The following is a 26,049-nucleotide window of genomic DNA, read 5'->3' as shown; positions in this document are numbered from 1 at the left end:
GCCGCCGGGAAGACTGTGCCTTAGAAAGGAAGAAAATGCGAGTGCTCGTGACCGGCGGGGCCGGATTCATCGGCAGCCACATCGTCGACCGGCTCGTCGCGCGCGGCGACGAGGTGGTGGTGCTCGATTCTCTTGCCGTGCAGGACGGCCTGCCCGACTATCTGCCGGACGGGGTGGACTTTCGGGTCGGTGACCTGTCCGACGAGGCGGCGGTGCAGGGCGCCGTCGCCGGGGTCGACGCGGTGTGCCACCAGGCCGCCCGGGTGGGGCTCGGCGTCGACTTCAACGACGTGTCGGCCTATGTCCGCGACAATGACCTGGGAACCGCGAACCTGCTGCGGGCCCTGTGGAACCGGTCGTTCAAGGGTCGGCTCGTCGTGGCCTCCTCGATGGTCGTCTACGGCGAGGGCCGCTACAACTGCCCCGACCACGGCCGGGGAGACGTCCCACCCAGGAGCGCGGCCGACCTCGACGCCGGGCGCTTCGAACCGCGCTGCCCCACGTGCGGTGAGGACCTGGACTGGGAGACGGTGCCGGAGCACGCCGGGTTCGACCCGCGCAATGTGTACGCCGCCACCAAGGTTCACACCGAGCACCTGTCGTTCCTGTATGGACGTGAAGCGGGTGTGAACGTGTGCGCGTTGCGATACCACAATGTGTACGGCCCCCGGATGCCCCGCGACACTCCGTACGCGGGCGTCGCCGCGATCTTCCGCAGCGCCTTCGAGGCCGGCAGGGCGCCCAGGGTGTTCGAGGACGGCGGTCAGATGCGCGACTTCGTGCACGTGGACGACGTGGCCCGGGCGAACGTGCTCGCGCTCGATTCGGACTGGAACGGGGCGTGCAATATCGCCAGCGGCGAGCCGCACAGCGTCGGTGACATGGCGAACGCCCTGGCCGCCGGTTTCACCGGGGTGCCGAAGCCGGTCGTTACGGGGGAGTACCGGCTCGGGGACGTGAGGCACGTCGTCGCCTCGCCCGACCTGGCCGAAGCGGTCCTGGGTTTTCGGGCCGAGACCCGCTTCGACAAGGGGATGGCGGAATTCGCGACGGCTCCGCTCCGGGCGTGAGGCGGGGCCCGTGAACTGGGGCACCATCCGGCCCCGGCCCGAAACATCTGGGGGCTTTCCGACGTTGCACGTCGCATGAGCTCCCAGCGACCCGTCCGCCTTTCCCTGCTCGATCGCGCCGTCATCGCGGAGGGCGAGACACCCGCCGAGACCCTGCGCGACGTGGTGGGAAGCGCCAAGCGGGCCGAAGAGCTGGGCTATCACCGCTACTGGGTGGCCGAGCACCACAGCGTGCCCGGGATCGCCGGGTCGGCTCCCACCGTCCTGGCGGCGGCCATCGCCGCCGCTACGGCGCGAATCCGGGTCGGCACCGGCGGTGTCATGCTGCCCAATCACCGGCCGCTGGTGGTGGCCGAGCAGTTCGGGGTCCTGGAGGCGCTTTTCGAGGGCCGCATCGACATGGGTCTGGGCCGCACGCTCGGCTTCGTCCCGGCCGTGCGGGCCGCGCTGGGCCACGACCTGGACGAGGCCGACGATTTCGACGAGCTGCTGACCGAATTGCTGGGCTACTTCACGGGTGACCAGCAGACGTATCCCGGCGTGCACGCCCGGCCCGGCGAAGGGCTGCGCCCGGAGGCCTTCGTTCTGGCGGTCGGCTCCGGCGGCGAGTACGCCGCCAGGCACGGTCTCGGCCTGGTGATCGCCCCGGCCAGGGGGCTGAGGGCGATGGGTACGAAGATCGAGGAGTACCGACGCGACTTCCGGCCGTCCGCGTGGCGGGACGAGCCCTATGTGGTGGTCGCCCAGACGGTGGCGGTGGCCGAGAGTTGCGAGGCGGCGCAGGATCTGCTCCTGCCCGAGGCCTGGTCGACGGCGCTGTCGCGGACGCGCGGCGAGTTCTCGCCGCTGCGGCCGCCGGCCGAGATCCGGTCCGCCGAGAAGACGGGCAAGGAATCCGAGTACCTGTGGCGGGGCTTGTCGAACGCCATCTACGGCACTGAGGAAGAGGTGGCGCCGCGCCTGAAGGATCTGATCGAGGCGGCCGGCGCGGACGAGATCCTCGTAGGAACTTCGACATACGACCGCAAGGCGCTGTTCGATTCGCATCGGCGCTTGGCAGAACTGGCCGTCGGCCTCTGACGGTCATTCCAACCCCACGTGGCTCGCCTCGGGCGAGCCGCGCCGAGACGGGCTTCGCGGACGGCATGGCCGATTTCGCTCACGCCCCAATACGCTCAGTTCGCCGCGGTGGCCGCGCGGCTCCGTAAGAAGTCGAGCAGTGCCGTGACGATCCGTCCCGGCCGATCGTCTGCCTGCGCCGCAACCGAACCGTCCGGTGCCCAAATTCCGGACCCGCCCGCGGTCACCGGATAGTCGCTCCCCAGCCCGGCGAAGCAGGCCTGCACCACCCACATCCGGTACGCCGCGGCGAGTTTCGGCATCCGCTTGTCGCGGCGACCCGCTCCCTTCGGGGTGAACAGAGCGCCGGCCACGTAGGCGTCGATGCCACCCAAGCCCGACCGCTTTGCGAGCTCAGCCGTCTGGGCGACGTGCTCGAAGATTCCGGTGTCGCGGCAGATCGCCATGCCCAGTCGCCAGCCGTCGAGTTCCATGACGACCAGGTCCGCGGCGGCCGTGAACCGGCGGACCTCGGATTCGTCCGGGTACATCTTGCGATAGGCGACCATCGGGCCCTCGGCGTCGACGCGAATCGCGGCGATGTGCTCGACGCCGTCGGTCTCGCGGACCGGTGCCCCGACCAACGCCACCGACCCGGTCTCGGTGCAGGCCTCCCGGATCGCGTCGAAGACCGGGTCTTCAAGGGACACCGCAGGGGCGTCGAGCGCATAGGAGGTCAGCGACAGCTCGGGGAACACCACCAGCCGCGTCCCGGCGTCACGGATCACCGCGGCATGAGCGGCCGCGTTGTACGCAAGGTCGTTTCGGCGCAACTGAGGTTGCGCGGCTGCGATGGACAGCGGTGCGGGGTGCTCGGCCATGAGCTCCAGACTATCGATGCCGAGTTCATTCCGTCTGTTGAGTCGAGGTGCGTGGAATTGCCCGCCGGGCCTACACTTCCGGTGTGCCCGTGCGGGGTAGCCCCGCGTCTTGAAGGTTGACAGGTCCTCCCTTGAACGATTTCTTCTCCGCCGTGACGTCCTGGATCGCCCTCAATCCTTGGCTGCTGGGCCTGCTGGCTCTCAGCGTGGTCGGCTTCGCGCTGCGAAAACGCGCGAAGCGGCTGCCGGGTATCGAAGACAAGCAGCGGTTCACGCCCTCGGATTGGGCGATCCTGGTGTGCTGCCTCAGCGTGCTTCCGCTCTGGTACTTCGCGATCATGGCCCTCGGGCCCTACGGCGCGGGCGTGGACGGCGGCGTCACCGCCACGGGCACGGCCTCGAGCGTCGAGTGCGACCGGGCCTTCTTCGGCGGCCATGTGTGCAGCGCCGAAGTCGAATGGCATCCCGGATCGGGACCTTCGACCGAAGAAGTCCGAGTCTCACGTCCATTCGGGGCCGGAACCGAATTGCAGCTGGTCAAATCCAAGACGTACGAGCGCATCTGGCCGACCGGCTACGGGCGGCTGCCGCTGGGAATGCTCTGGGCGGTCGCCCTCGCGGTCACCGCGGCGATCGGGCTGGGCCGACTGACCAAACTGATCAGTTTCCCGCTGTACCAACGCGCGACGCTGCGAAGAGGCGAACCGGAGGAACCCCGACCAGAGGTGGATGAGGTCGCGGACGACCTGCGCGAGCGCTGACGGCACGGGCGGCCTTGGACCTATCCCTCCGCGGGTTCGTCAGCGGGCAGTTCCGCCTGGGCGAGCAGCGCTCGATAGGCGGGGTTTCGTTCCAGCAGTTCGGTGTGCGTGCCGGTGTCGGCGAGACGGCCGCCGTCCAGGAACAGGACCCGGTCGGCGTGGCGGATGGTCGAGACCCGGTGGGCGATCACGAGGGTGGTGCGCCCGTCCATGACCTCCGCGACGGCGCGCGCCAGCGCCTGCTCGCCGATCCCGTCGAGGTGCGCGGCGGCTTCGTCCATGACCAGGACGTCGGCCTCGCGCAGGAACGCCTGCGCGATGGCGAGGCGCTGGCGCTGGCCGCCCGAGAGCGTCGCGCCGTTCTCGCCGACCGCCTCGTCCAGGCCGGCGGGCCACTCGCGGACGGTGTCGGCGAGCTGCGCGCTCTCGAGCGCCTTCCACATCGCCGCCTCGTCGGCGCCCGGGACGGCCAAGTCCAGATTGGATCTGACGGTGCCCCGGAAGACGTACGGATGCTGGGGGATCAGCGCGATCCGTTCGCGCACTGCGGCGATCGGCCGTTCGCGCAGGTCGGTCCCGTCCAGGAGCACCCGGCCCGAGACCGGATCCCAGAACCGCATCAGCAGATGCGCCAGCGTGGTCTTGCCCGCGCCGGAGGCCCCGACGACGGCCACGTGTTCGCCCGCCGGGACGGTGAAGTCCAGGCCGTCGAGGACCGGAGTGCCCGCCTCGTAGGCGAAGTCGACGTGCTCGAAGCGCACCGCGCCGTCCCCGCGCTGTCGCGCTCCGGCCGAATCCGTCCCGGTATCGGCGACCTGCGCCGGTGCGTCGATCACGTCCAGGACCCGGGTGGCGGCGGCCGACATCTCGCCGAGCCGCTGGAACATCGGGAAAATCGCCGAGGCGGGTATGAACGCCGCGGTCAGCAGCACCATCGCGGCCGGGAACAGGGCGGGGTCGAGCCGACCGCCGCTGACCGCCGCGGTGAGCGCCACCAGGAAGGCGATGAACGTCGCGGCCACGATCAGGTCCGCCAGGGCGCTCTCGGCGCCCGCCCGGAGCGCGAGCGCCCGCTTGCGCCGCTGCACCCGCTCCGTCGCCTCGAGCACCCGCCGCTTCTGGCGCTCGGCCAGGCCCAGCGAGAGCATTTCCCGGAGCCCTTCGGCCCCTTCGAGAGTGATGGCCTTGAGATCGCCGAGGCCATCGCGCACCGCCTTGCCCTGGCGGGCCTGGAGCGGCCCCAGGAACCACGGGACGGCGATGAGCGCGGCGACACCGGCGAACGCGATGAGTCCGATCGGGCCCGTCAAGGCGATGAGCGCCCCGACCACGACGAGCGGACTGACGGCCGCGCACAGCGACGCCCCGACGGTGTGGGCGTAGAACCATTCCAGGGTCTCGGCGTCGGCCATCGCGGCCCCGGCCACCTCGCCGCCGCGGCGTTTGCCGAGCCCGCCGGGGGTGAGCCGCTCGATCCCGTCGTGCAGGCCCAGGCGCAGCCCGTCGATGACGCGGTAGGCCATCACGTGGCTGAGCCAGGATTCGATCCAGGTGAAGGCGCCGTGCGCTATCACCGCGCACGCGAGTCCAAGCAGGAGCAACTGCGCTAGACCCGTGTCGGACGGATCCTGGACCACCAGGGACGCGGCGTAGGCGCTGAGTCCGGCCGCCGCCGCGGCCGTCAGCAGCGAGAGCGCGAGGGAGGCCGTCGACTGCCAGAACATCGCGCGGTGCCCGCGCAGCACCCCGAGCAGCCGGATCAGCGGGCGCAGCAGCGCCGCGCTCCCGTAAGTGTGCTTGGGGCTCATCGGATTCCAACCTCTTCAATCCGCTGGGCGCGGTGCAGGCGCGCGAACAGTCCATCGCGTGCGATCAGCTCCTCCCACGTGCCGGTCTCGGCGACGCGGCCGCCATCTAGTACCACGATCCGATCGGCCTCGCGGAGCGTAGAGAGCCGGTGGGCGATCACCACGGTGGTGAACGGGGTGCCGTCGGTTCGGGCCGCTCGACCGATCAGTCCGGCGAACACCTCGGTCTCGCGGCGGGCGTCAAGGGCGCTGGAGGCCTCGTCGAGCACCAGGACTGGCGCGTCCTTGAGGAGCGCGCGGGCGATGGCGAGGCGCTGGCGCTGGCCGCCGGACAGGAGCGCGCCGCCGTCGCCGCAGGGCGTGTCGAGCCCGCCGCGGCGCGGATCGGCCACTTCGGACGCACCGGCGGCGGTGAGGGCGTCCCACAGGGTGTCGTCGTCGGCGCCGGGTGCGACCAGGCGCAGGTTCTCGGCGACGGACCCGGCGAACAGCAAGGGGGCCTGGGACACCAGCGCGACCGCGTCGGTGCACTGCTCGCTGGTCAGGTCGGCGGTGGCGGTGCCGCCGAGACGCAGCTCGCCCTCATCGGGCACGGCCAGGCGCAGCAGGAGCCCGGCGAGTGTCGACTTGCCGGAGCCGGAGGGACCGGCGATGGCGACGGTCGATCCGGCCGGGACGGTGAGGTCGACGCCGTCGAGCGCCGGAGTCTCGGATCCGGGGTAGGTGAAGGTGAGGCCGCGCGCCTCGATCGCGGGCGGTGCGTCGGGTCCGCCGAATCGGGGGGACGCCGCCGTGCCTCCGGGCAGCGGCGGCGTCGCCTCGTCGAGCAGGGCGAGGACCCGGCGTCCGGCCGCGACGCCGAAGTAGCCCGCGTGCCAGTGCATCGAGAGCTCCCGGAAGGGCCGGAACGCCTCGAAGGCGAGGAGCGTGATGCCGAACAGCGCGGCGGCCTCGACCGCGCCGGAGCCGACCCGGGCGATGCCGACGGCGAGGGCGATCGCGGGCCCGGCGACCAGGAACAGCGCGGTGATCCCGGATTCGAGGAGCGACACCCTGAGCTGGCGGATCGTGGTGGCGAGCAGCCGGTCGGAGGAGCGTGCGAGCTCCTCGCGGCGCCGGGCGGCGGCGTTGAAGGCGTTCAGCGTCGCCATGCCGCGCATGGAGTCGACCACGTCGGCATTGACGTCGGCGTATGCGTTCCAATGGGAGTCGCCGTGCTCGGCCATGATCTTGTCCCACAGCCGGGGCGACAGCGGCACGGCCAGGGCGACGGCGCCGACGACGGCGGCCGTCACGGGGTCGATGAGCGCCAAGGCGATCACGACCGCGATCGAGGTGAGCGCGGTGACGGTGACCTGCGGCAGGTAGCGGGCGAAGTACGGTTCGAGATTCTCGACGCCGTCGGTCACGAGGGACTGGCGGTGCCCGGTTCGCTCGCGCGCCAGCGCGAAGGGCCCGGCCTGGGCGCCGGCGTCAAGGATGCGGGAGCGCAGCGCGATCTTGACGCCGGTGGCGGCGCGGTGGACGGCCAGTTCCCGGCAGAAGTTCAGGGCGGGCCGGGCGAGGAGGGCGGCGGCCAGGACCGTCAGCGGCGTTCCCAGGTCCGCGAGCGCGGATCCGGTGATGACGTTGGAGAATATCGCGGCGGTCGCCAGTGCCTGGGTGATGACGGCTGCACTGATCGCCAGCCCCAGTGCGGTCACTCCCATCAGCGGCATGAATGCCTTGCGCGCCAAAGGGATCAGACGGAGGTGGATCACGTTCGCTCGGCTTCCTGGGGGCGGCGTCTTATTGCAAATGGTGTTCAATACACTAGCGTACCGATAACCATTGTCAATAATGAGCCATGTCCGAGATCGGAGCCACATGACCGCCGCAGCGGTGCCCGCGACCCGGCGGCCCCACACCCCCGCCCCGCCCGGCCGCGCCCGCCTGGTGCGGGGCCTGACCTGGATCGCCTGCCTGGCAGTGCTGCTCGTCCTCTCCATCCCCATCGCCGTCGGACTCGGACCCGTCCGGATCGCCCCCGGGGTCGTCGCCGACATCCTCGTCCACCACCTCTTCGGTGCGGGACAAGCGGACTGGGCCGTCTCCGACGACAACATCGTCTGGAAACTGCGAGCCCCCAGGGTCCTGCTCGGCGCCTGCGTCGGCGCCGCCCTCGCCGTCGCCGGGATCGCCGTCCAAGCCCTGGTGCGCAATCCCCTCGCCGACCCCTACCTCCTCGGCGTCTCCTCCGGTGCCTCCGCCGGAGCCGCGGCGACAATCCTCTTCGGACTCGGTGTCGGCACCATCGGACTCACCGGATCGGCCTTTGCCGGTGCCCTGCTCGCGATCGCCCTCGTCTTCGCCGTGGCCCGCACCGGAGGCACGCTCATCGGCGCGCGGCTCGTCTTCGCCGGCATCAGCGTCGCCTTCGCGCTCACCGCCGTCACGAACTTCCTGATCTTCGCCTCCGACTCGCGCGACGGCGCCCGCGCCGTCCTGTTCTGGACCCTCGGCTCGCTCGCCCAGGCCCACTGGGGCAGCCTCCCGATCGCCGCCGCGGCCGCCATCGGCATCACCGCGGCCATGGCCTGGCAGGCCCGCCGCCTCGACGCCCTCGCTATCGGCGACGAAGCCGCCCACAGCCTCGGCGCCGACCCCACCCGCTTCCGCGCCCTCGCCGCACTGCTCGTCGCCTTCGCCGTCGCCGCGGCGGTGGCCGTGGCCGGCGCGATCGGCTTCGTCGGCCTCGTCGTCCCGCACCTCGTGCGGCTCCTGGTCGGCGCCTCCCACCGGCTCGCCGTGCCCGCCGCCGCGCTCGGCGGCGCCCTGCTGCTGGTCTGGGCCGACGCCCTGGCCCGAACCATGCTCGCCCCCGGCGAGATCCCCCTCGGCATCCTGACCTCGCTGGTGGGCACCCCGCTGCTCATCGTCCTGGTCCGCCGCCTCGACTCCCGCTGACCCGAACCGCAACACCCAATGAAGGAGCGATTGATCCCTATGCGCACCAACCGGAAGAGTGCCGCACACGTGCCGCTGGCGGTCGCCGCCGCGACCGCGCTGGCCGCGTCCCTCGCCGCCTGCGGCTCCGGCCCCGAGGCCGCGGGCGCCGGTGACGGCGGCAGCGAATACCCGCTCACCGTCGTCAACTGCGGCGAGGAGACCGTGATCGAGTCCGAGCCGGAGTCGGTGCTCACCATCGGACACTCCGCGGTCGCTCTGCTCGACGCGGCGGGCGCCTCGGACCGGATCACGGCCCGCACCGGCGAATTCGACGCGCCGCTGCCCGAGGACCTGGAGAACCCGCCGACGGAGGTGGAGGTCATCGACCCCGCCGACCCCTCCGCCGAGACGATCATCGGCGCCGGGGCCGACATCGTCGTCGGCTACGGGCTCTTCGAGGCCGCGCCGGAGAGCCTGGAGAGCGCCGGCATTCCGAACCTCGTCATCACCGGCGAGTGCAATAACGATGAGGCCGTGGTGGGTTCGGTCGGCTTCGACACGGTCTTCGCGGACATCGAGCGCTTCGGCGAGGTCTTCGGCACCCAGGAGGCCGCGGCGGCCAGCACCGAGCGGCTGACGAGCGAACTGTCCGAGATGGAGGATTCGGCACCGGGCGCGGGCCGCACCGCCGCGGCCGTCTACTACTGGTCCTCGACCGCGACCATGAGCGCCTACGGGGGCCTGAGTATCGCCCACGACATCCTCGACCGCGCCGAGTTCGACGACGTCTACGGCGACGAGCAGTCGGCATTCGTCGAGGCCAACTTCGAGACGCTCATCGATGCCGACCCCGAAGTCATCTTCCTGGCCTACGGCGTCTACGGCGAGGACTTCGAGACCGCAAAGGCCCAACTGCTCGCCGAGCCCGGCGCGGCCGACCTCCAAGCGGTCAAGAACGACCTGGTCATCGGCGTCTCGGCCGGGGACCTCAACCCCGACCCCGGCGCGATCCGGGGCCTGCGCGCCGTGGTCGAAGGCGCTGCGCAGTGATCGAGACGGCCGGGCTGTCCGTCCGCTATGGATCGGTGGAGGCCGTCGCGGGCGTCGAATTCGACGCCCGCGACGGCGCGGTCACCGGCCTGGTGGGCCCCAACGGCAGCGGCAAGTCCTCGCTGCTGGGAGCCGTGAGCGGCGCGATCCGCCGCGCCGGCGGGACCATTATGGTCGGCGGCGACGACCTGGGGAGCCTGCGCCCGCGCGAGCGCGCCAAGCGCCTGGCCTCCGTCGCCCAGGAGGAACACGGCGAGTTCCCGCTCACCGTCTGGGAATCGGTCCTCCTGGGCCGCTCGGTCCACCGGGGCGGCTGGAGTTCCTACACCCCCGACGACAAGGCCGTCGCGGCAGAGGCCATGCGCCGCACCGGCATCACCGAATTCGCCGAGCGCCCCCTCGGCGACCTTTCGGGAGGCGAACGCCAGCGGGCGCTGATCGCCCGCGCCCTCACCCAGGACGCGACCCACCTGCTCCTCGACGAGCCGACCAACCACCTCGACGTCCGCTACCAGCACGAAATCCTGTCCCTGGTCGCCGAACTCCCGCTCTGCACCGTGGCGGTGCTCCACGACCTCAATCTCGCGGCCCGCTACTGCGATCGCCTGATCCTCCTCGACGGCGGCGCCATCGCGGCGGACGGAGACCCCGACAAGGTCCTGCGCCCCGAAGTCATCGAACCGGTCTACCGAATTGCGACGCGCCGGGTCGACATCGACGGCGTCCCACAACTCCTGTTCAGCCCGCTCACCCGGGACGACAAGAGCTAGCCGCTTATGGAATGCCGCGATTGCGGCGATCCGGAGGTCGGGTGTGTCGCGCAGGACGACCCCCCGTTCGCAATGGTGCCCAGTGGGTACGACACCGGTGGCGGGGCGCGTCGGGCGGCGGGCTGGCGGGGGACCTGTTAGATATTCCCTATGACTGACAAAACCGGACTGCCGTTGCGCAGAAGCCTCTCCCAATCACCGCCCCTGCAAGCCGGAGTCCTGTTCGGGCTCGGGCTGTTCGTTGCCATCGCCCTTGCCTGGGCCGTACGGGAATTGGGTACCGTTATCACCGCTCTGGTGGTCGCGACCTTCCTCGCCGTTGGACTTGAACGCCTCATCGGGAGCATGACCCGGCGGGGAATGCCCCGATGGCTGGCGCTCACCGTGCTCATCTTCGGGACCGTGCTGGTCCTGTGCGGCGGGATCGCGGCGATCATTCCCTCGCTGGTTCGCGAGACCGCCGAGTTCGTCGATAATGTGCCGAGCTACTACACCTCCATCATCAACAGCAAGTGGGTCGAGCAGTTCGGTGGCGAGAGCGCCCTGCTGGAGAACGCCAAGAACGTCGTCACCGCCGAGAACATCTCCAAGGCCCTCAGCGGGGTGGCCGGGGCGGGGGCCGCCGCCGGGAGCGGAGTGGTGTGGACGTTCACCACCGTCATCCTCACCATGTTCATCCTGGCCGGTTACGCCCAGCTGCGGCGCAACGCCATCCGACTCGTCGCCGCCTCCAAGCGCGACCAGACCAGCCGCATTCTCGACGGCATCCTTCAGCAGATCGGCGCCTACCTGATCGGCGCCCTGTCGATCGCGCTGGTCGCCGGAGTCTCCTCATGGATCTTCATGATGATCGTCGGCATTCCGTACGCGACGGTCCTGGCGCTGATCGTGGCCCTGATGGACCTCATTCCGCAGATCGGCGCGACCATCGGCGCCGTCATCGTCACCCTGGTGGCGCTGACGGTCTCGCCGATGACGGCGGTCGCCTCGATCATCTTCTTCGTCGCCTACCAGCAGCTGGAGAACTGGGTGGTCTACCCGACGGTCATGCGCAGCGCCGTCAAGGTCTCCAACCTCGCCTCGATCGTCGCGGTGCTGGTGGGCGCCACGCTCTTCGGCGTCGTGGGCGTGGTCCTCGCGGTCCCGATCTACGCCGCGATCCGGCTCATCGGCAAGGAACTCGTCCTGCCGCGTCTCGACGCGAGCTGACCCCAAACCGGTAAACGGGCCGGGCTCCATATCGGATCCCGGCCCGTCGTTCGCCTACAGGCGCTCCAGGATCGCTTCCATCTGAGTGATCTCGGCCTGCTGGGCGTCGATGATGGCCTCGGCGAGGGCGATCGCGTCCGGGTTCTCGCCATCGGCGATCTCGGTCTCGGACATTTCGATCGCGCCCTCATGGTGCGCGATCATCGATTCCGCGAAGTGCGTGTCGAACTCGACGCCCGAGGCCTCCTCCATCATGGACATGTGCTCTTCGTCGATCATGCCCGGCATGGTGCCGCCGTGGCCGGAGTGCTCGGACATTTCGACCGGTTCGCCCCAGGCCTCCAGCCAGCCGGTCATCGTCTCGATCTCCGGGGCCTGGGCGGCCTCGATCTGGTCGGCGAGTTCGAGGACCTCGGGGTCCTGGGCCCGGTCGGCGGCCATCGCCGACATCTCCACCGCCTGCTCGTGGTGGACGATCATCATCTGCGCGAACTCGACGTCGGCGTCATTGAAGGACGCTTCCTCGGACGAGCCGGTGTCGTCGGCGGGGTCGTCGCCGCAGGCGGCGAGGGCCATTGCGGCGACGGCGGCGACGCCGGCGGCCAGTGCGCGGCGGGTGATGACGGTGCGGTTCATAGGTAGTACTCCTGTCGATCGGTGATTTCGGGATGCGGGTCGAGGTGGCGGGGCAGCCAGCAGTACGGCCTATATGCGCAATACCGATATCTCCATGAAGGACAGTCTGCCGCCCGGAGGGCGGGAGGAGGTCCATCGAAACGCGGGGCGTCGGATCGGGCCGGGCGCCCGCAGCGGGGCGCCCCTGCCGCGGTGCCACATGGCGGCGGTCAGCACCGCAAGGCAGAACATCGTCAGCATCGCGGCGCAGGTCTGCACCAGGTGCGACGCCGATTCGGGGCCGGGATCCGCCGCGAGGGCGGACTCGCCCGTCGCCTGAATCGGCGACTCCGCGACCGTGGTGTGGCAGGCGGGGCCATCGTGGATGTGAACGGCCCCGTGCATCCAGGCCACACCGAGGGCCACGGCGATCATCAAGACCACCAGACCCGCTCTGCGCCAACGCAACAGTCCGCTCACCTCCGCTTCACTCAAGGTCGATTCCGATCGGTGCTCAAATACCGCATGGGGGTATTTGACCGGAGCATATGCCAACGCACCATCCGGCACGAGCACCGCCCCCATCAGTCGTGCTCCTCGCCGGGAGCGTGGCTGTGGTCCTCGGCTTCGGACGGGGCCTCGGAGTCCTCATCGGATCCCGGCTCCGAAGCTTCGTCGGCATCGGTGGCGGGGTCCTCCGTCTCGGACCCGTGGTCGTGGCCGTCCTCTTCCTCGGTCTCGCCGTGCTCGTGGACGTCCTCGGTCTCGCCGTGCCCATGCCCGGCGCCGCCGTGGCTCAGGGCGCTGACGATCCCGGGGATCGTCATGAGCCCCAGCAGGACCGAGGCCAGGATGCCCGCCAACCGGTAGCCCTGGGTGGAGAGCACTCCGTGGCTCTCGCGCGGGATCAAGGTCCACAGCAGGCAGGTGACGATGCCGGCTTCCAGCGCCGTGCTCAATGTGTCGCCCAGGCCGATCGCCTCCGGGACCCCGGCGTGCGGGCCGACCGGAACGCCCTGCCAGCGGCTGAATGCCCACAGCGCGATCAGCCCGAGGTTCACCGGGATCGCGCTGAGCGTCAGCAGCCGGTGCTCGAAGGGCATCGCCAGGATCGACCAGGACAACTGGAACACAGCGGTGAGGAGGAAGAACACCCCGGCCGCGGGCCATTCGGCCCAATGGGAGGGGACGGCGGCTACGTGGATGATTCCGGCCGCGGCGCTCGCCAGCGCCGCCATGAGCATTGCCAGCCTGGCGTCGGTGGGTCCGGGGCGGTGCCCGGCGGCATAACCGCGCGGGCGCTCGGGACGGGGTGAGGGCCGGGGTGCGGACCGCTGCGTCGGGGGCCGGCCGGCGCTGGGGCGGAGCAGCGCCGTCCGTTCGGCGGTGCTCGGCGGGGTGAGGGTGGAAGGGGACGGCGCCCGCCGTCTTGGGGTCGGATCGGATTGCACAGCGCTCCTTCAGGTCAGCGTCGGCGGGCAGGGCCCGCCAGGGCCGTGATTCACGGGGCGGGTCCTCGGCGGAGGGCCCGGGAATCTAGACCCGGCTGATCTGAAGTTGCGAGCGTTCGGGCGGTGCGCGCCCATTGGGGCCGAGTTCGCCTGCGGTCCAAGGCGAGACGGGCGCGGGACCGGCGAGGGCGTGCGGCAGGTTATCGGGTGCTGCGGTGTTGTCGGCAATGCCCGTCTCGATCAGGGCGCCGCAGTTGGCTTCGGCATGGGCCTCGTGGCGGCCAGGGGTCTCGGCGGGGGAGCAGTCGGTCGCCGCCGTCTCGGCGGACTCCGCATGTCCGTGATGGACGAAGTCCCCATGACCGAGCATGCCGACAAGGTGACCGAGGGTCATGAACGCGGTGAGAACGGCCAGGCAGACGGCCAAGCGGCCGGCTCCGTGCCGATTGCGGTCCATGCGACCCCGCATTCCTCGTTCGGTTCCCGCGGCCATGTTAGTGCAAACTCACCGGCGCTGCGGAGCGACGTCGACGCCTTCTATTCCTCGGTGCTCACCGACCCGTTGGGAGTTGGCGAGTGCGCGGCTCGGTCGTAGACTGGGCCGGCGCCCCCTGGCGGGCCGCTCATTTTCACACCCTGTTCGAGAATGGAAGCGCCCTTGCTCGGCACCGTTGACCTGTGGACCTATCTGGTCGCGACCGTCCTGATCATTCTGCTGCCCGGGCCGAACTCGCTGTACGTGCTGTCGGTCGCCTCACGGCGCGGACGCCGGGCCGGGTTCGCGGCGGCGGCCGGGGTGTTCTGCGGCGATTCGGTCCTCATGGTGGCCTCCGCTGCCGGGCTCGCGTCGATGTTCGCGGCCTCCCCGGTCCTGTACAACCTCATCCGCTGGGCCGGCGTCGTCTACCTCGGCTGGCTCGCGCTCGGACTGGTCCGCGCCGGCTGGAAGAGCTGGCGCGCCGCGCGCCGGGGCGACCCGATCATGACGGCCCAAGCCGAGCAGGGCGAGCGCGGCGAGCGTCCGTTCGTGCGCGCGCTCATCGCGAGCCTGCTCAACCCCAAGGCGATCCTGTTCTTCGTGGCGTTCTTCGTCCAGTTCGTCGACCCCACCTACGCATGGCCGGTCCTCAGCTACGCAGTCCTCTTCGTGATCCTCCAGGTCTGCTCGATCACCTACCTGACCACGCTCATCATCACCGGCGACCGCCTCGCCCAGACCTTCCGCGAACGCCGCCGCCTCTCGGCGGTCGGCAACGGCCTGGTCGGCGCCGTCATGATCGCCTTCGCTGCCAAACTCGCCACCGGCTGACCGAAACGGGAGCCCGACGGCCAACGCGGCCGTTCGCCCGGCGGCTACTTCAGGCCGTCTCCCTGGATCGCAGGCGGCGCAGCATCCTCGCGTCGCCGAAGCCCACCGCCCTCGCGGCCGATTCGACCGTGTTCCCCCGCGCTATCAGGTGCTCGGCCCGCTCCAAGCGCAACCGCGACTGATATTGCAACGGGGACATGCCGATCGCATCCGCGAACAGCCGCGACAGCGTCCGCTGCGAGACCCCCGAGTGATCCGCCAGGTCCGGCAGCGGCAGCGGCTCCGCAAAGCGTGCCTCGATCAGGTCCTGTGCCCGGTGCACCGCGTCCGACAGGTGCGAACGATGCTGCAGCATCGCGCTCGACTGCGGTTCCCCACCATTGCGGCGGGCGTACACCACCATCGCGCGGGCGATCTTCGCCGCGAGTGCCGGGCCGTGCCGCACCGCCGCCAAATGCAGCGCCAAATCGATGCCGCTGGCGATCCCCGCCGAAGTCACGACGCCGTCGTCCTCGGTGAACAGCACGTCCGGGACCACCGTCGCCCGCGGGTAGCGACGCGCGAGTGCATCCTGGAGGTCGTGGTGAGTGGTGCAGCGGCGCCCGTCGAGCAGACCGGCCTGGCCGAGCGCGAACGCGCCCGAACAGACGCTCGCGACCGTGCCGCCGCGCCGGTGATGTTCATTGAGGCGATCGACCTGCGACCGCGTCAGACGCGGACTCCCGGCGGTGCGCGGTGAACTCCAGCCGGGGACCATGACCAGATCACTCGCTTCCAGTGCGGGCCAAGCCGTCTCGGCCCGGAGCCCGACGCCCTGCGCGGTGGGGACGTCCTCCTCATCCGCGACATACCGCAGCCGGTAGTCCAGCCCCAGGTCGGTCGCGGTGGAGAACACCTGCGCCGCCCCGGCCAGATCGAGCAGATGCAGCCGGGGCACGAGGAGGAAGACGATCTCAGTCAATGGAGAATCCTTTCGGGCGGGTCAATCTTGCCAGGATGCCAACGCCTCCTCCACGGTGGCCACCGTAGCGAACCGCCCCGCCAGCGCGTACTCGGTGCGCTCGATGATGTCCGCGACGGGGAGTGTGCGCGGGTCGGCGAGAATCTCGTCCAGACTCCGCCCGGCCGGGGCGTCGCGGTGCTCGACCGGGTTGGTGGCGGTCGCCTCGGTGACGAACGTGGTGGTGTAGCCGAGGTCGGAGGAGACCCGCGCGGTCGTCTCGCAGCACTGCTCGGTCCGGATACCGGTCACGACGAGCTCCCCGACGCCGTGCGTGGTGAGTATCTGCTGGATGTTCGTGGTGGTGAAGACGTTGTGCGAGGTCTTGATGAACTCGTATTCGCCGCGAGCGGGCCTGAGCCCGGGCAGGTATTCGACGAAGCCGTTGACGGGATCGAACACGCCGCCGGTGCCCGGTTCGGAGTGGCGGACCCACATGACGAGGTCGTCGGCGTCCCGGGCCGCCTCCACGAGCGGATTGATCTTGTCGACGATGCCGGGGTTCGAGATGGCCGCCCAGATGGGGAGCTGGCGGAAGGACTCTTGGACGTCGATGACGAGCAGTGCTTTCTTCATGCCCCAATTCTGGGCGCGGCCCGGCGCGCCGGCCAGACACGATTCCGCCGTCTCCCGGACCGATCTGGCCAACGTGAGGCGGCAGGTCGAACTACAGCGTGCCGAGGGTCTTCAGGGAGGGGAGGGCCTTCCCGTCGAAGTCGAACAGGGCCTGGTTCTCCCAGGCATTGCCCGCCGACGGATCGGTCGGGTCCCAGCCCGAGCCCTCCACACCGGTCCAGGCCGCCTCCCACCAGAACAGGCCGCGGCCCAGGCCGTTCGGGACGGCCTTGACGACGTCGGCGACGGTGGTCAGCATGGCCGACTGTCCATCCGGAGTGGACGGATAACCGGAGACCGGTTCGGCGTCGTACATGACGTTCTCGTGGCCGTCCGCGTCCTCGGTGGTGAACGGGTAGGCCGTCTCCACGACATAGATCGGTTTGCCGTAGCGCGAAGCCATATCGCCCAGGTTCGACTCGAGACCGGAGAGCGCGCCGTGCCAGTACGGGTAGTACGAGGCGCCGATCGCGTCGAAGGGGACGTCGCGGTCCAGGGCGGCATCGAAGAACCAGCGGAAGACGTCATTATTGCCGCCCTCGGCCAGGTGCAGCAGCACCTCGGCGCCGGGTGCGGTGTCGCGCACCGCGTTCGACCCGGACGTCATCAGCTGTGCCATCTGGTCGAGCTGGTCGTAGCGGCCGTCCGGCCACAGGAAGCCGCCATTGGTCTCGTTGCCGACCTGGACGTGTGACGGGTCGACCCCGGCCGCGACCACGGCGCCGAGCACGTCGGCGGTGTGGTCGTAGACGGCGGTCATGAGCCCGGAGAAGTCAAGGTTCGCCCAGGCGGCGGGCTTGGCCTGCTGCCCCGGGTCGCACCAGAAGTCCGAGTAGTGAAAGTCGATCATGACGTCCATGCCGGCGGCCTTGGCGCGGGAGGCCATGTCGACCACCTGCGTCTTGGTGTTGTAGCCGTCGGCGGGGTCGACCCACACCTTCAGGCGGATGCAACCCAGCCCCGACGCCGCGAGGATCGAGACGGCGTCGTTCTCGGTGCCGTCTGCCGCGTAGTACACGGCCCCGTTGTCCTCGTTCTTCGGCAGGGTCGAGATGTCGGCGCCCCGCACGAATGCCGGTTGCTTCGGTTTGCCCTTGCCGTCCTTCCGGTCGAAGCTGTCGGCCAATGCCGGGGTGGCCGCCGCGGCGGCGACGCCGAAGGCGCCGACCGCGGTGAGAGCGGTTCTGTGTCTCATGTGGAGTTCACTCCTTGGTGATCGTGACGACGACGACCTCTCCTGCCGAGACGGGGACGTCCCCGTCGTAGTCGGCACCGGTGAGGGCGTCGGTGCCCCGGAGGTCGGGGACGGTGGTGTCCTGATCGCCGTGGTTGATCAGGAAGCAGTGGTCGCCGCGCCGGATGAGCTCGACCGACTCCGCCACGCCCGCCGGGCGCTGGACACCGGAGGCGTCGAGCACCTCGGCCAGCAGCGAGCGCAGTCCGGTGGCGTCATCGAGCGCGGTGGCGGCATACCAGGCGGTGCCGCCGCCGAGGCGGTGGCGGGTGATCGCGGGGTGGCCCGCGTCGGGGCCGCCCGCGAACGCGGCGACGGACTCGGCCCCTTCGAGCCGGACGCGTTCGGACCAGATCCGGCCCCGGGCACCGGAATCGAGCGCCGGCGCCTCGTCCTGGTGCAGCGGGTGGAACTCCTCGGTCCACAGCCCCAGCGTCTCTCGCAGCGCGCCGGGGTGGGGGCCGGGATGGACGCCGTCGTGCTCGTCCACGATTCCAGAGAAGTAGGAGACGAGCAGGTTGCCGCCGTTCTCGACGTAGCCGCGCAGGTTCTTGCCGGCCGCCTCGCTCAGCAGGTACGAGGACGGCGCGACGACGAGCCGGTAGCCCGACAGATCACTTTCGGGGTGGGCGAAGTCGACGGTGACGTGCTGCTTCCACAGCGACGCGTAGTAGGCCTCGACGCGTTCGCGGAAGCGCAGGTCCTCCGACGGGCGCCATTCGAGTTCGAGCGCCCACCACGACTCCCAGTCCCACAGGATCGCCACGTCGGACTCCACATTCGAGCCGACGACGGGCGCGAGCCGCTTGAGCTCGCCGCCGAGGGACACCACGTCGCGCCACACCTGGGTGTCGGTGCCGCCGTGGGGGAGCATCGCGGAGTGGAACTTCTCGGCGCCGGCCCGCGAGGCCCGCCACTGGAAGAACATGAGGCCGTCGGCCCCGCGCGCCAGGTGGGCCAGCGAGTTGCGGCGCATCTCTCCCGGGGTCTTGGCGATATTGCGCGGCTGCCAGTTCACCGCCGACGTGGAGTGTTCCATGACCATCCACGGGCCGCCCGCCACCGAGCGGGTCAGGTCGGCGCTCATGGACAGTTCAATGTGGTTCTCGGGACGCTCGGCGATCAGGTAGTGGTTGTTGGAGACGATGTCCACCACCGGGGCCCAACGGAAGTAGTCCATGTCCTCGCAGTTGGGGATCATGAAGTTCGTGGTCGCCGGCGCCTTCGAATAGCGGGCGATGATGTCGCGCTGGAGCAGATAGTTGGCGATGTGGGCGTCACCTGAGAACCGCTTCCAGTCCAGTTTGAGCGCCGGGTTGACCCCGGGAGGCGCGGCGGACGGGGTCTCGACCTGGTCGAACGAGCGGTACACCAGGCCCCAGAAGGCCGTGCCCCAGGCGTCGTTGAGTTGGCCGATGTCCACGTACTTCTCGGCCAGCCAGCCCCGGAAGGCCGCCGCGGAGGTATCGCAGTAGCACTCGACATTGGCCCAGCCGTACTCGTTGTGCAGGTGCCACATCTCGACCGCGGGGTGGTCGCCGTAGCGCTCGGCGAGTCGCTCGACGATGTTCGCGCACGCCTCGGTGTACGCCGGGGACGAGGGGCACACCCCGTGCCGCGACCCGCCGGCCATCACTCGGCCGTCGAAGTCGACCAGCCGGATCTCGGGGTGGGACTGCCGCAGCCACGCCGGGGGAGAGGACGTTGGGGTGCCCAGGTTGACGCCGATCCCGTTCTCGTGCAGCAGCTCGATCATCCGGTCCAGGTCCGAGAAGTCGTACTCGCCCGGGGCCGGCTCGAGGATGCCCCAGTTGAAGACGCCGAGGCTGACGAGGTTGACGCCGGCCTCTCGCATGAGGCGAACGTCCTCCAGCCAGGTCTGCTCCGGCCACTGTTCGGGGTTGTAGTCGCCTCCGTAGCGAATGGTCTGCAACGCGGTCTCCTGTGGGGTTCCTTGCATAAATGCCTGTGAACGTGCACAGTACTCGACGCCTAAACCGAGCGCAAGTCGCGGTCCAGGACGCTGCCGTTTCTAAATTGTGATCGTTTCATGAAGAATTCTTGCCGCAATATCGGTCAATGGGGACGTAACACTGTTGCTTCGCGTCACATCAGTCGCTAGATTCGTGTAAACGTTCACAGTCCGGCGGCACCCCCCATCGACGCCCGGACTCCCCTCGTCACTGATCGATCGAGACAAGGACTTGACATGCGAAGCAATGGAGCTGCCGCGGACCTGGCGCTGAACCGCCGTCGTCTGCTCGTCCTGGGCGGTCTCACCGCGACCGCCGGCACGTTGGCCGCCTGCGGCGGCCCGGAGGAAGAGGAGGAGGCCACCGACCTCCAGTGGGACGCGGACGCCCAGCAGTACGTCATGGAGGACGCCATCGCGAAGGGCGAGCAGCCCCTCAAGATCTGGATCGAGGACGAGCCCCTCGCTCAGGCCCTCATCGCGGCGTTCAACCAGGAGTACCCGGACGTCAAGGTCGAGTACGAGCTCGTGATCAAGGACGAAGCGGTCGAGAAGATGGCCACCGCCGGTGAGGCCGGCAACGGCGGCGACGTGTACATGACCTTCTACGACCAGCTCTCCCGCGCCATCGACCAGGGCGTGGCCGCGCCCATGGGCGAGTACGACACCGTGCTCAAGTCCCGCATGAACGAGACGTTCACCGGTGTCGTCTCCGGCGGCGACGACGGCTCCATGCACGCCGTCCCGATCACCACCGAGTCGATCGCCCTGTTCTACAACAAGACGCTCCTCAAGGAACTGACCGGCTCCGAAGAGCCCGCGAAGACCTGGGAGGAGATCGCGGCCCTCGCCGAGGAATACAACCAGCCCGGCTCGAACCGGTGGACCATCCAGTTCACCCCCGGCGAGATCTACCACGCCTACTCGGTGCTCTCGGCCGCCGGCTGGACGGTCTACCCCGATCTGAACCCCGACGACCCCGGCTTCGACGACCCCGCCTTGGCCGCGGCGCTGGAGTACTACGCGGGACTGCGCGAGCTCTTCGACGTCCCGGCCGTCGACGCCACTGAGGAGAACATCCGCCAGGAGTTCTCCGCCGGCACCGTCCCCTACGCCATCAATGGGCCCTGGGCCTTCGCCGACTTCGACGCCGGCGCCGAGGAGCACGGCTACGAGTACGGCGTGACCGTCCTGCCGAGCATCGAGGGCGGCGAGCCCGCGAGCTCCTTCGCCGGCATGCACATCGCCGTCGTCTCCACCCTCACCGAGTACCCGGCCGCCGCCCGCGTCTTCGCCAACTTCATGGCCTCCGACGCCGGTGCCGCCGCCCTCTACGCCTCCACCGGGCAGATCCCGGCGGTCAACTCCGACCTGCTCTCGGGCATCGAGGGCCTGGCCGACGACCCGCACGTCGCCGGCATCATCGAGCAGTCCGCCCAGGCCGACCTCATCCCGCAGGTCCCCGAGTACTTCTGGGAGACCGGCAACACCCTGACCGTCGACGTCTGGGACAACCTGTCCACCGTCGAAGAGGCCCAGACCAAGGCCCTCGACTCCTACAACGAGCTCCACGGACTCTAGGAACCACCGCGCGATGAGCAATGCTCCACGCGGCCACCTCCCCGCACCGGTGCCAGGCCTCGCCTCGGCACTGGTGTGGGGGGCCGGCCAGCTGATCAACCGCCAGGCGGGCAAGGCCGCCTGCTTCTTCGTCTGCTTCGCCGCCCTGGTCGGCTGGGAGATGGGGACCGGCAACTACTACGCCGGCATGGACTTCGACGCCCGAGGCAACGGCGGCTTCTTCGTCAAGGGACTGTGGGGCCTGTTCACCCTCGGTTCCCAGGCCCGGGAGGTGACCCTGACGGGCCTCACCGACGGCGACAACTCGATCATCCTGCTCGCCAACGGCCTGATCGCCCTCCTGACCCTCGCCCTGCTGTCCATCATCTGGATCTGGAGCATCCGCGACGCCGCGCGCTACCGCGCCTCGCTCAACGCCGGAGGCGAGCGCGAATCCTCGCTCGACTACCTCAAGCGGCTGTGGGAGGGCGCCTTCGCCTACATCATGCTCTCCCCGGGCATGGTGCTCATGGTGTTCATGTCGGTACTGCCGATTATGTTCGGCATCCTCATCGCCTTCACCAACTACAACCGCGACCACCTGCCGCCCAAGAACCTCGTCGGCTGGGTCGGCTTCGACAACTTCGGCGCGATCTTCTCGGTCCCGGCCTGGACCCAGACCTTCCTGGGCGTGCTGGTGTGGACCTTCGTGTGGGCAGTGGTCTCGACCGCCGCCGCCTACGGATTCGGCTTCCTCCAGGCCGTACTGCTGGCCAACCAGAAGGTCAAGTTCCCCCGAATGTGGCGCTCGATCTTCCTGCTGCCGTGGGCCGTGCCCGCGATCGTCTCGGCGCTGGTGTTCCGCTCGATGTTCAACGGCCAGTTCGGTCCCATCAGCCAATGGCTGATGGACGTCGGACTCACCGACGAGCGGATCTACTGGTTCACCGACGCCTCCAACCCCAACCTGGCCCGCGGCATCGCGCTCCTGATCAACCTGTGGATCAGCTTCCCGTTCTTCATGGCCCTGGTCGGCGGCGTGCTCACCAATATCGACGACAGCTACTACGAGGCCGCCCGCATGGACGGGGCGAGCCCCCTCCAGCAGCTGCGGCACATCACCTTCCCGGTCGTCCACCGGACGGTGGCGCCGCTGCTCATCCTGTCGTTCGTCACCAACTTCAACAACTTCGGACTGGTCTACTTCCTCACCGAGGGCGGACCCGACAATGCCGACTACCGCTTCGCAGGCAGCACCGACCTGCTGGTGACCTGGCTGTTCAAGCTGACACTGAACAACCAGCTGTACAACATCGGCGCCGTGATGAGCCTGTTCATCTTCCTCATCGTCGGCACCATCTCGGTGTGGAACCTCAACCGCTCCAAGGCGATCCGGGAGCTCTGACCATGACCGCCAAGACCGCCGAACGGCCCGCACCGACCCGGCCGCAGCGCCGCCGCATCTCCGGCGGACGCAAGGACACCATCGCGTCGGTGTTCATCCACCTCGAACTGCTCGTCGTCGCCCTCATCGTGATCTTCCCGCTCCTGTGGGTCGTGGGCGCCTCGCTCAGCCCCGGCGACGGGCTCGGCGCCGTCTCCCCGTTCCCCGCCGACGCCACCTTCGACCACTACATCGACCTGTTCACCGAGACGAACTACGGGCGCTGGTACCTCAACTCGCTCTACGTCGCCACGCTGAACATGATCGGCTCGGTCGCCCTGGCCGCGCTGTGCGGATACGTGTTCTCCCGCGTCAGGTTCAAGGGCCGCAAGGCCGGGATGCTCAGCATCCTCATCCTCCAGATGTTCCCGGCGTTCGTCGCCGCCATCGCGGTCTACATGCTGTTCCTGAACTTCGGACTGCTGGACTCCCTGACCGGCCTGGCGCTGGTGAGCATCGCCGCGGCGCTGCCCTACAACATCTGGCTCATGAAGGGCTACACCGACAACCTGCCCGCGAGCCTGGACGAGGCCGCGGCGATCGACGGCGCCAGCCGCCTGACAATCTTCCGCAAGATCATCCTGCCGCTCATGCGGCCCATGCTCACCTTCGTGGCCATCACCCAGTTCACCTTGCCGTGGATGGACTTCATCCTCCCCAGGCTGCTGCTCCAGAGCCCCGACAAGCAGACCGTGGCGCTCGGCCTGTTCCAGATGATCAGCGATGAGTACTCCAACGCGTACACCACCTTCGCCGCCGGAGCGGTCTTCCTGGCCGTCCCGATCACCATCCTCTACATCATCCTGCAGCGGTACCTGGTCACCGGCGCCGCAGCGGGCGCAGAGAAAGGATAGGACGATGGCCTCCCCGATCCGAGGCGCCGACGTCTCGATGACCGCCGAGATCGAATCCCTCGGCGCGCAGTTCCACTCCGGCGGTCGCAAGCGGGAGCTGTTCTGGCTCCTGTACGAGTCCGGCGTCAACACCGTCCGGCTGCGGCTGTGGGTCGACCCGCACGACGAGCGGGGCGAGGCGTACCTCGGCGGCACCAACGACCTGGACAACACCGTCCAGTTGGCCCGCCGCGCCAAGGCCGCCGGGCACCGGATCCTGCTCGACCTGCACTACTCCGACTTCTGGACCGACCCCAAGAAGCAACGGGCCCCGAAGGCCTGGAGGGACCTGCGCGGCCTCGACTTCGACATCATCGGCCTGTCCTACTACCCGTTCTGGCACGGCACCCTCGATGACTTGGGCGCCAACCTGAACGACATCGCCGAGCGCTACGGCAAGGACGTCCTGGTGGTCGAGACCTCCTACGCCTGGACGGATGCCGAGCCCGAGGGGCACCGCTCCGTCTTCCGGTCGGAGTTCGCCGAGACGGGCGGATACCCGGCCACCTTGGAAGGGCAATCGGCCTTCCTGCGCGACCAGTATGCCGTCGTGGCCGCGGTACCCGGCTCCCGCGGTCTCGGCATCGTCTACTGGGAGCCTGCCTGGCTCCCGGTGGACGGCACCACCTGGGCCTCGCGGGCGGGCATGGAATACGGCGACGACGTCGCCGAAGGCGGCAATCCCTGGGCCAACCAGGCCGTGTTCGACTTCGAGGGAAATGCGCTGCCGTCGCTGCGGGTCCTGGGACAGACCGACGGTCCAGGGTGAGACAGCGGGAGGCCGCCACCCCTTGGGCGGTCTCCCCCTCTCCGGAACCGGAGAGGGATAATTAATGAAACGCAAGGGAGAGCTGAGCGACTTGGTACGGAAAAGACCGACGATTCACGACGTCGCGGCGGTGTCGGGCGTCTCGCGGGGAACCGTCTCGCGAGTCCTCAATGGGCAGGGCAATGTCTCGCTCGCGGCCGAGACCGCGGTGCGCCGCGCCGTGGCCGAGACCGGCTATGTCGTCAACCGGGCGGCGCGGAGCCTGAAGACCAGCCGCACCGGCTCGGTCGTGATGGTCCTGTCCGAGCCGCAGGAGCGACTGTTCGAGGACCCCAACTTCTCGGTGCTCATGCGCGTGGCCACCAATCAGCTCGCCGACCGCGACATGTCGCTGGTGCTCATGATCGCCGGTGACGACGGCGGCAGGGAACGGGTGGTGCGGTATCTGCGCGGCGGGCACGCCGACGGGGCGCTGCTGGTCTCGACCCACGCCGGTGACCCGCTGCTGCAGTCCATTGTCAGCTCCGGGGTCCCGGCCGTCGCCTGCGGCGCGGTCCTGGGCCGCGAGTCGGTGATCCCGTACGCGGCCGCCGACGATCGCGGCGGCGCCAGCGCCATGACCGAGTATCTGGTGGAGCAGGGCCGCCGCAAGATCGGCATGATCACCGGCCCGCTCGACACGCCCGGCGGCTCACTCCGCCTGGAGGGCTTCACCAGCGTGCTCGGCCGCAAGGCCGGCAAGCAGATGGTCGTCCACGGCGACTACACGCAGGCCGGCGGCGAGTCCGCGATGCGAAAGCTCTTGGCGACGGTGCCCGATCTCGACGCGGTGTTCGTCGCCTCCGACCTCATGGCCGCCGGCGCGCTTCAGGCCCTGCACGTTGCCGGGCGGAGCGTTCCGGGCGATGTGGCCGTGGGCGGCTTCGACGACTCGGCCATCGCCACGGCGACGCGGCCGGCCCTGACCACGGTCCGCCAACCGCTCGCGAAGGTCGCCGAGGAGACCGTGCGGCTCCTCATCGCCCTGATGGACGAGGAGGAGGTCGAGTCGGTGACGCTGCCGACGCAGCTGGTGGTGCGCGACTCCGCCTGATTCGTAGGATTGTCGCGCTTGGGGAGGCCTGCATTGGGGGTGGGGGCGCTGGCGGGAGTGGTGTCGGTGGATGGTCGGGCTGCGTTAAAGGCATCGACGACGGAAGCGGGGAGGACGGGGGCGGCCTCCGTGCCCGGCCGCCCGGCTGTCGGTGCGGAGGGTCGGGATGTCGGACCTGTCGGGCATGGTTGCAACGGGGGACCTCAGTGGGCGACACGCCCGGCCGCGGGGTGAGGGGGTGGCGGAGTGCGAGGGTGCGGGATGCGGGGCGGTGCCGGCGGCAGTCATGGCGAGAGGTGTTGTGCCGCAGTCACTCCACGAGGTTATTGTGACCCACGCCTCTTTGTCGTTAGTGGATCGGTCTGTGACGTAAAAGTAGTATTGAGGTACGCACAGAGATATGGAATTAGTACAGCAGTCGAGCAGGTGTAAGCAGACTACGCCAAGCCTCTGGCCGAGACGCCTTCTGACTGATTCCGAGAACACCGGCCTCATTTGCTGGGGCAGTGGTTCTCAGCTCCTGGTGCTATCGGGTCCCGCGGTCCACTGCGCCCTTCG

General features: G+C 69.3%; 24 protein-coding genes. 13 read left to right on the top strand and 11 right to left on the bottom strand.

Annotated features, from left to right (window positions below; genetic code table 11):
* Positions 1 to 35: 35 nt before the first annotated feature.
* Together FAB82_RS26350 and FAB82_RS26345 are read left to right on the top strand one after the other, a co-directional pair.
* Positions 36 to 1,070: an NAD-dependent epimerase/dehydratase family protein gene (locus FAB82_RS26350; protein ID WP_136537539.1), complete on the top strand. Its 1,035-nt coding sequence runs from the start codon at positions 36 to 38 to the stop codon at positions 1,068 to 1,070.
* A 75-nt stretch (positions 1,071 to 1,145) separates the two neighbouring features.
* Entirely contained in the window at positions 1,146 to 2,150 is a 1,005-nt protein-coding gene (locus FAB82_RS26345; RefSeq protein ID WP_136537538.1) for an MsnO8 family LLM class oxidoreductase, read from the top strand.
* A gap of 95 nt (positions 2,151 to 2,245) precedes the next feature.
* Here the strand turns inward: FAB82_RS26345 and FAB82_RS26340 are convergent, their stop codons facing one another.
* On the bottom strand, positions 2,246 to 3,010 hold the full coding sequence (locus tag FAB82_RS26340; RefSeq protein WP_136537537.1) for a carbon-nitrogen hydrolase family protein: 765 nt from the start codon (positions 3,008 to 3,010) through the stop codon (positions 2,246 to 2,248).
* A gap of 131 nt (positions 3,011 to 3,141) precedes the next feature.
* On the opposite strand from FAB82_RS26340, the gene FAB82_RS26335 reads away from it, so the two are divergent.
* A complete protein-coding gene (locus FAB82_RS26335; protein WP_136537536.1) occupies positions 3,142 to 3,771 on the top strand; it encodes a hypothetical protein in 630 nt (209 codons plus the stop codon).
* A gap of 20 nt (positions 3,772 to 3,791) precedes the next feature.
* Here the strand turns inward: FAB82_RS26335 and FAB82_RS26330 are convergent, their stop codons facing one another.
* Together FAB82_RS26330 and FAB82_RS26325 are read right to left on the bottom strand one after the other, a co-directional pair.
* Entirely contained in the window at positions 3,792 to 5,579 is a 1,788-nt protein-coding gene (locus FAB82_RS26330; protein WP_136537535.1) for an ABC transporter ATP-binding protein, read from the bottom strand.
* A complete protein-coding gene (locus tag FAB82_RS26325; RefSeq protein ID WP_168801793.1) occupies positions 5,576 to 7,339 on the bottom strand; it encodes an ABC transporter ATP-binding protein/permease in 1,764 nt (587 codons plus the stop codon). Before FAB82_RS26325 ends, FAB82_RS26330 begins: the two co-directional genes overlap by 4 nt.
* Positions 7,340 to 7,445: 106 nt before the next feature.
* Here FAB82_RS26325 and FAB82_RS26320 point away from each other — a divergent pair, with 106 nt between their 5' ends.
* From FAB82_RS26320 to FAB82_RS26305, 4 genes are all read left to right on the top strand, one after another.
* On the top strand, positions 7,446 to 8,525 hold the full coding sequence (locus tag FAB82_RS26320; protein WP_136537533.1) for a FecCD family ABC transporter permease: 1,080 nt from the start codon (positions 7,446 to 7,448) through the stop codon (positions 8,523 to 8,525).
* Positions 8,526 to 8,564: 39 nt separating this feature from the next.
* Complete coding sequence (locus FAB82_RS26315; protein ID WP_168801792.1) at positions 8,565 to 9,557, top strand: ABC transporter substrate-binding protein; 993 nt, start codon at positions 8,565 to 8,567, stop codon at positions 9,555 to 9,557.
* The gene (locus tag FAB82_RS26310; RefSeq protein WP_136537531.1) at positions 9,554 to 10,327 is read left to right on the top strand and encodes an ABC transporter ATP-binding protein; all 774 of its coding nucleotides are present in this window, start codon (positions 9,554 to 9,556) and stop codon (positions 10,325 to 10,327) included. The genes FAB82_RS26315 and FAB82_RS26310 overlap by 4 nt, the downstream gene beginning before the upstream one ends.
* Before the next feature lie 150 nt (positions 10,328 to 10,477).
* Positions 10,478 to 11,536 (top strand): AI-2E family transporter, encoded by a 1,059-nt coding sequence (locus FAB82_RS26305; RefSeq protein WP_136537530.1) that lies wholly within the window; start codon positions 10,478 to 10,480, stop codon positions 11,534 to 11,536.
* Positions 11,537 to 11,590: 54 nt separating this feature from the next.
* Here the strand turns inward: FAB82_RS26305 and FAB82_RS26300 are convergent, their stop codons facing one another.
* The 4 genes from FAB82_RS26300 to FAB82_RS26285 all read right to left on the bottom strand — a co-directional run bounded on the left by FAB82_RS26300 (position 11,591) and on the right by FAB82_RS26285 (position 14,059).
* Positions 11,591 to 12,172, bottom strand: coding sequence for a DUF305 domain-containing protein (locus FAB82_RS26300; protein WP_136537529.1), 582 nt, complete (start codon positions 12,170 to 12,172; stop codon positions 11,591 to 11,593).
* 69 nt (positions 12,173 to 12,241) lie between these two features.
* Complete coding sequence (locus FAB82_RS26295; protein WP_136537528.1) at positions 12,242 to 12,646, bottom strand: hypothetical protein; 405 nt, start codon at positions 12,644 to 12,646, stop codon at positions 12,242 to 12,244.
* 89 nt (positions 12,647 to 12,735) lie between these two features.
* Positions 12,736 to 13,602, bottom strand: a complete 867-nt coding sequence (locus tag FAB82_RS26290) for a hypothetical protein (RefSeq protein ID WP_136537527.1) — start codon at positions 13,600 to 13,602, stop codon at positions 12,736 to 12,738.
* A gap of 85 nt (positions 13,603 to 13,687) precedes the next feature.
* Complete coding sequence (locus FAB82_RS26285) at positions 13,688 to 14,059, bottom strand: DUF6153 family protein (RefSeq protein ID WP_136537526.1); 372 nt, start codon at positions 14,057 to 14,059, stop codon at positions 13,688 to 13,690.
* A gap of 201 nt (positions 14,060 to 14,260) precedes the next feature.
* On the opposite strand from FAB82_RS26285, the gene leuE reads away from it, so the two are divergent.
* Positions 14,261 to 14,911, top strand: coding sequence for a leucine efflux protein LeuE (gene leuE / locus FAB82_RS26280; RefSeq protein ID WP_136537587.1), 651 nt, complete (start codon positions 14,261 to 14,263; stop codon positions 14,909 to 14,911).
* Positions 14,912 to 14,960: 49 nt separating this feature from the next.
* On the opposite strand, the gene FAB82_RS26275 is transcribed toward leuE, so the two are convergent.
* The 4 genes from FAB82_RS26275 to FAB82_RS26260 all read right to left on the bottom strand — a co-directional run bounded on the left by FAB82_RS26275 (position 14,961) and on the right by FAB82_RS26260 (position 19,720).
* On the bottom strand, positions 14,961 to 15,872 hold the full coding sequence (locus FAB82_RS26275) for a GlxA family transcriptional regulator (RefSeq protein ID WP_136537525.1): 912 nt from the start codon (positions 15,870 to 15,872) through the stop codon (positions 14,961 to 14,963).
* 21 nt (positions 15,873 to 15,893) lie between these two features.
* Entirely contained in the window at positions 15,894 to 16,487 is a 594-nt protein-coding gene (locus tag FAB82_RS26270; RefSeq protein ID WP_136537524.1) for a cysteine hydrolase family protein, read from the bottom strand.
* A gap of 91 nt (positions 16,488 to 16,578) precedes the next feature.
* On the bottom strand, positions 16,579 to 17,721 hold the full coding sequence (locus FAB82_RS26265; protein ID WP_136537523.1) for a glycoside hydrolase family 53 protein: 1,143 nt from the start codon (positions 17,719 to 17,721) through the stop codon (positions 16,579 to 16,581).
* A gap of 7 nt (positions 17,722 to 17,728) precedes the next feature.
* Positions 17,729 to 19,720 carry a beta-galactosidase gene (locus FAB82_RS26260; protein WP_136537522.1) on the bottom strand — a complete coding sequence of 664 codons (1,992 nt, stop codon included), beginning with the start codon at positions 19,718 to 19,720 and terminating at the stop codon, positions 17,729 to 17,731.
* 249 nt (positions 19,721 to 19,969) lie between these two features.
* Between FAB82_RS26260 and FAB82_RS26255 the strand changes: the two genes are divergently transcribed.
* From FAB82_RS26255 to FAB82_RS26235, 5 genes are all read left to right on the top strand, one after another.
* Positions 19,970 to 21,313, top strand: a complete 1,344-nt coding sequence (locus tag FAB82_RS26255; protein ID WP_136537521.1) for a sugar ABC transporter substrate-binding protein — start codon at positions 19,970 to 19,972, stop codon at positions 21,311 to 21,313.
* 13 nt (positions 21,314 to 21,326) lie between these two features.
* On the top strand, positions 21,327 to 22,697 hold the full coding sequence (locus FAB82_RS26250; protein WP_136537520.1) for a carbohydrate ABC transporter permease: 1,371 nt from the start codon (positions 21,327 to 21,329) through the stop codon (positions 22,695 to 22,697).
* Between the two features lie 2 nt (positions 22,698 to 22,699).
* Positions 22,700 to 23,590, top strand: a complete 891-nt coding sequence (locus tag FAB82_RS26245) for a sugar ABC transporter permease (RefSeq protein ID WP_136537519.1) — start codon at positions 22,700 to 22,702, stop codon at positions 23,588 to 23,590.
* Positions 23,591 to 23,594: 4 nt separating this feature from the next.
* Positions 23,595 to 24,398, top strand: coding sequence for a glycosyl hydrolase 53 family protein (locus tag FAB82_RS26240; protein ID WP_136537518.1), 804 nt, complete (start codon positions 23,595 to 23,597; stop codon positions 24,396 to 24,398).
* 64 nt (positions 24,399 to 24,462) lie between these two features.
* Positions 24,463 to 25,491: a LacI family DNA-binding transcriptional regulator gene (locus tag FAB82_RS26235; protein WP_136537517.1), complete on the top strand. Its 1,029-nt coding sequence runs from the start codon at positions 24,463 to 24,465 to the stop codon at positions 25,489 to 25,491.
* Positions 25,492 to 26,049: the final 558 nt, after the last annotated feature.

This window comes from Glycomyces buryatensis, from assembly GCF_004912275.1.
Classification (GTDB): Bacteria; Actinomycetota; Actinomycetes; order Mycobacteriales; family Micromonosporaceae; genus Glycomyces; species Glycomyces buryatensis.
Note: the sequence above shows the minus strand (reverse complement) of the source record. Positions and strands in the feature narration are given on the sequence as shown.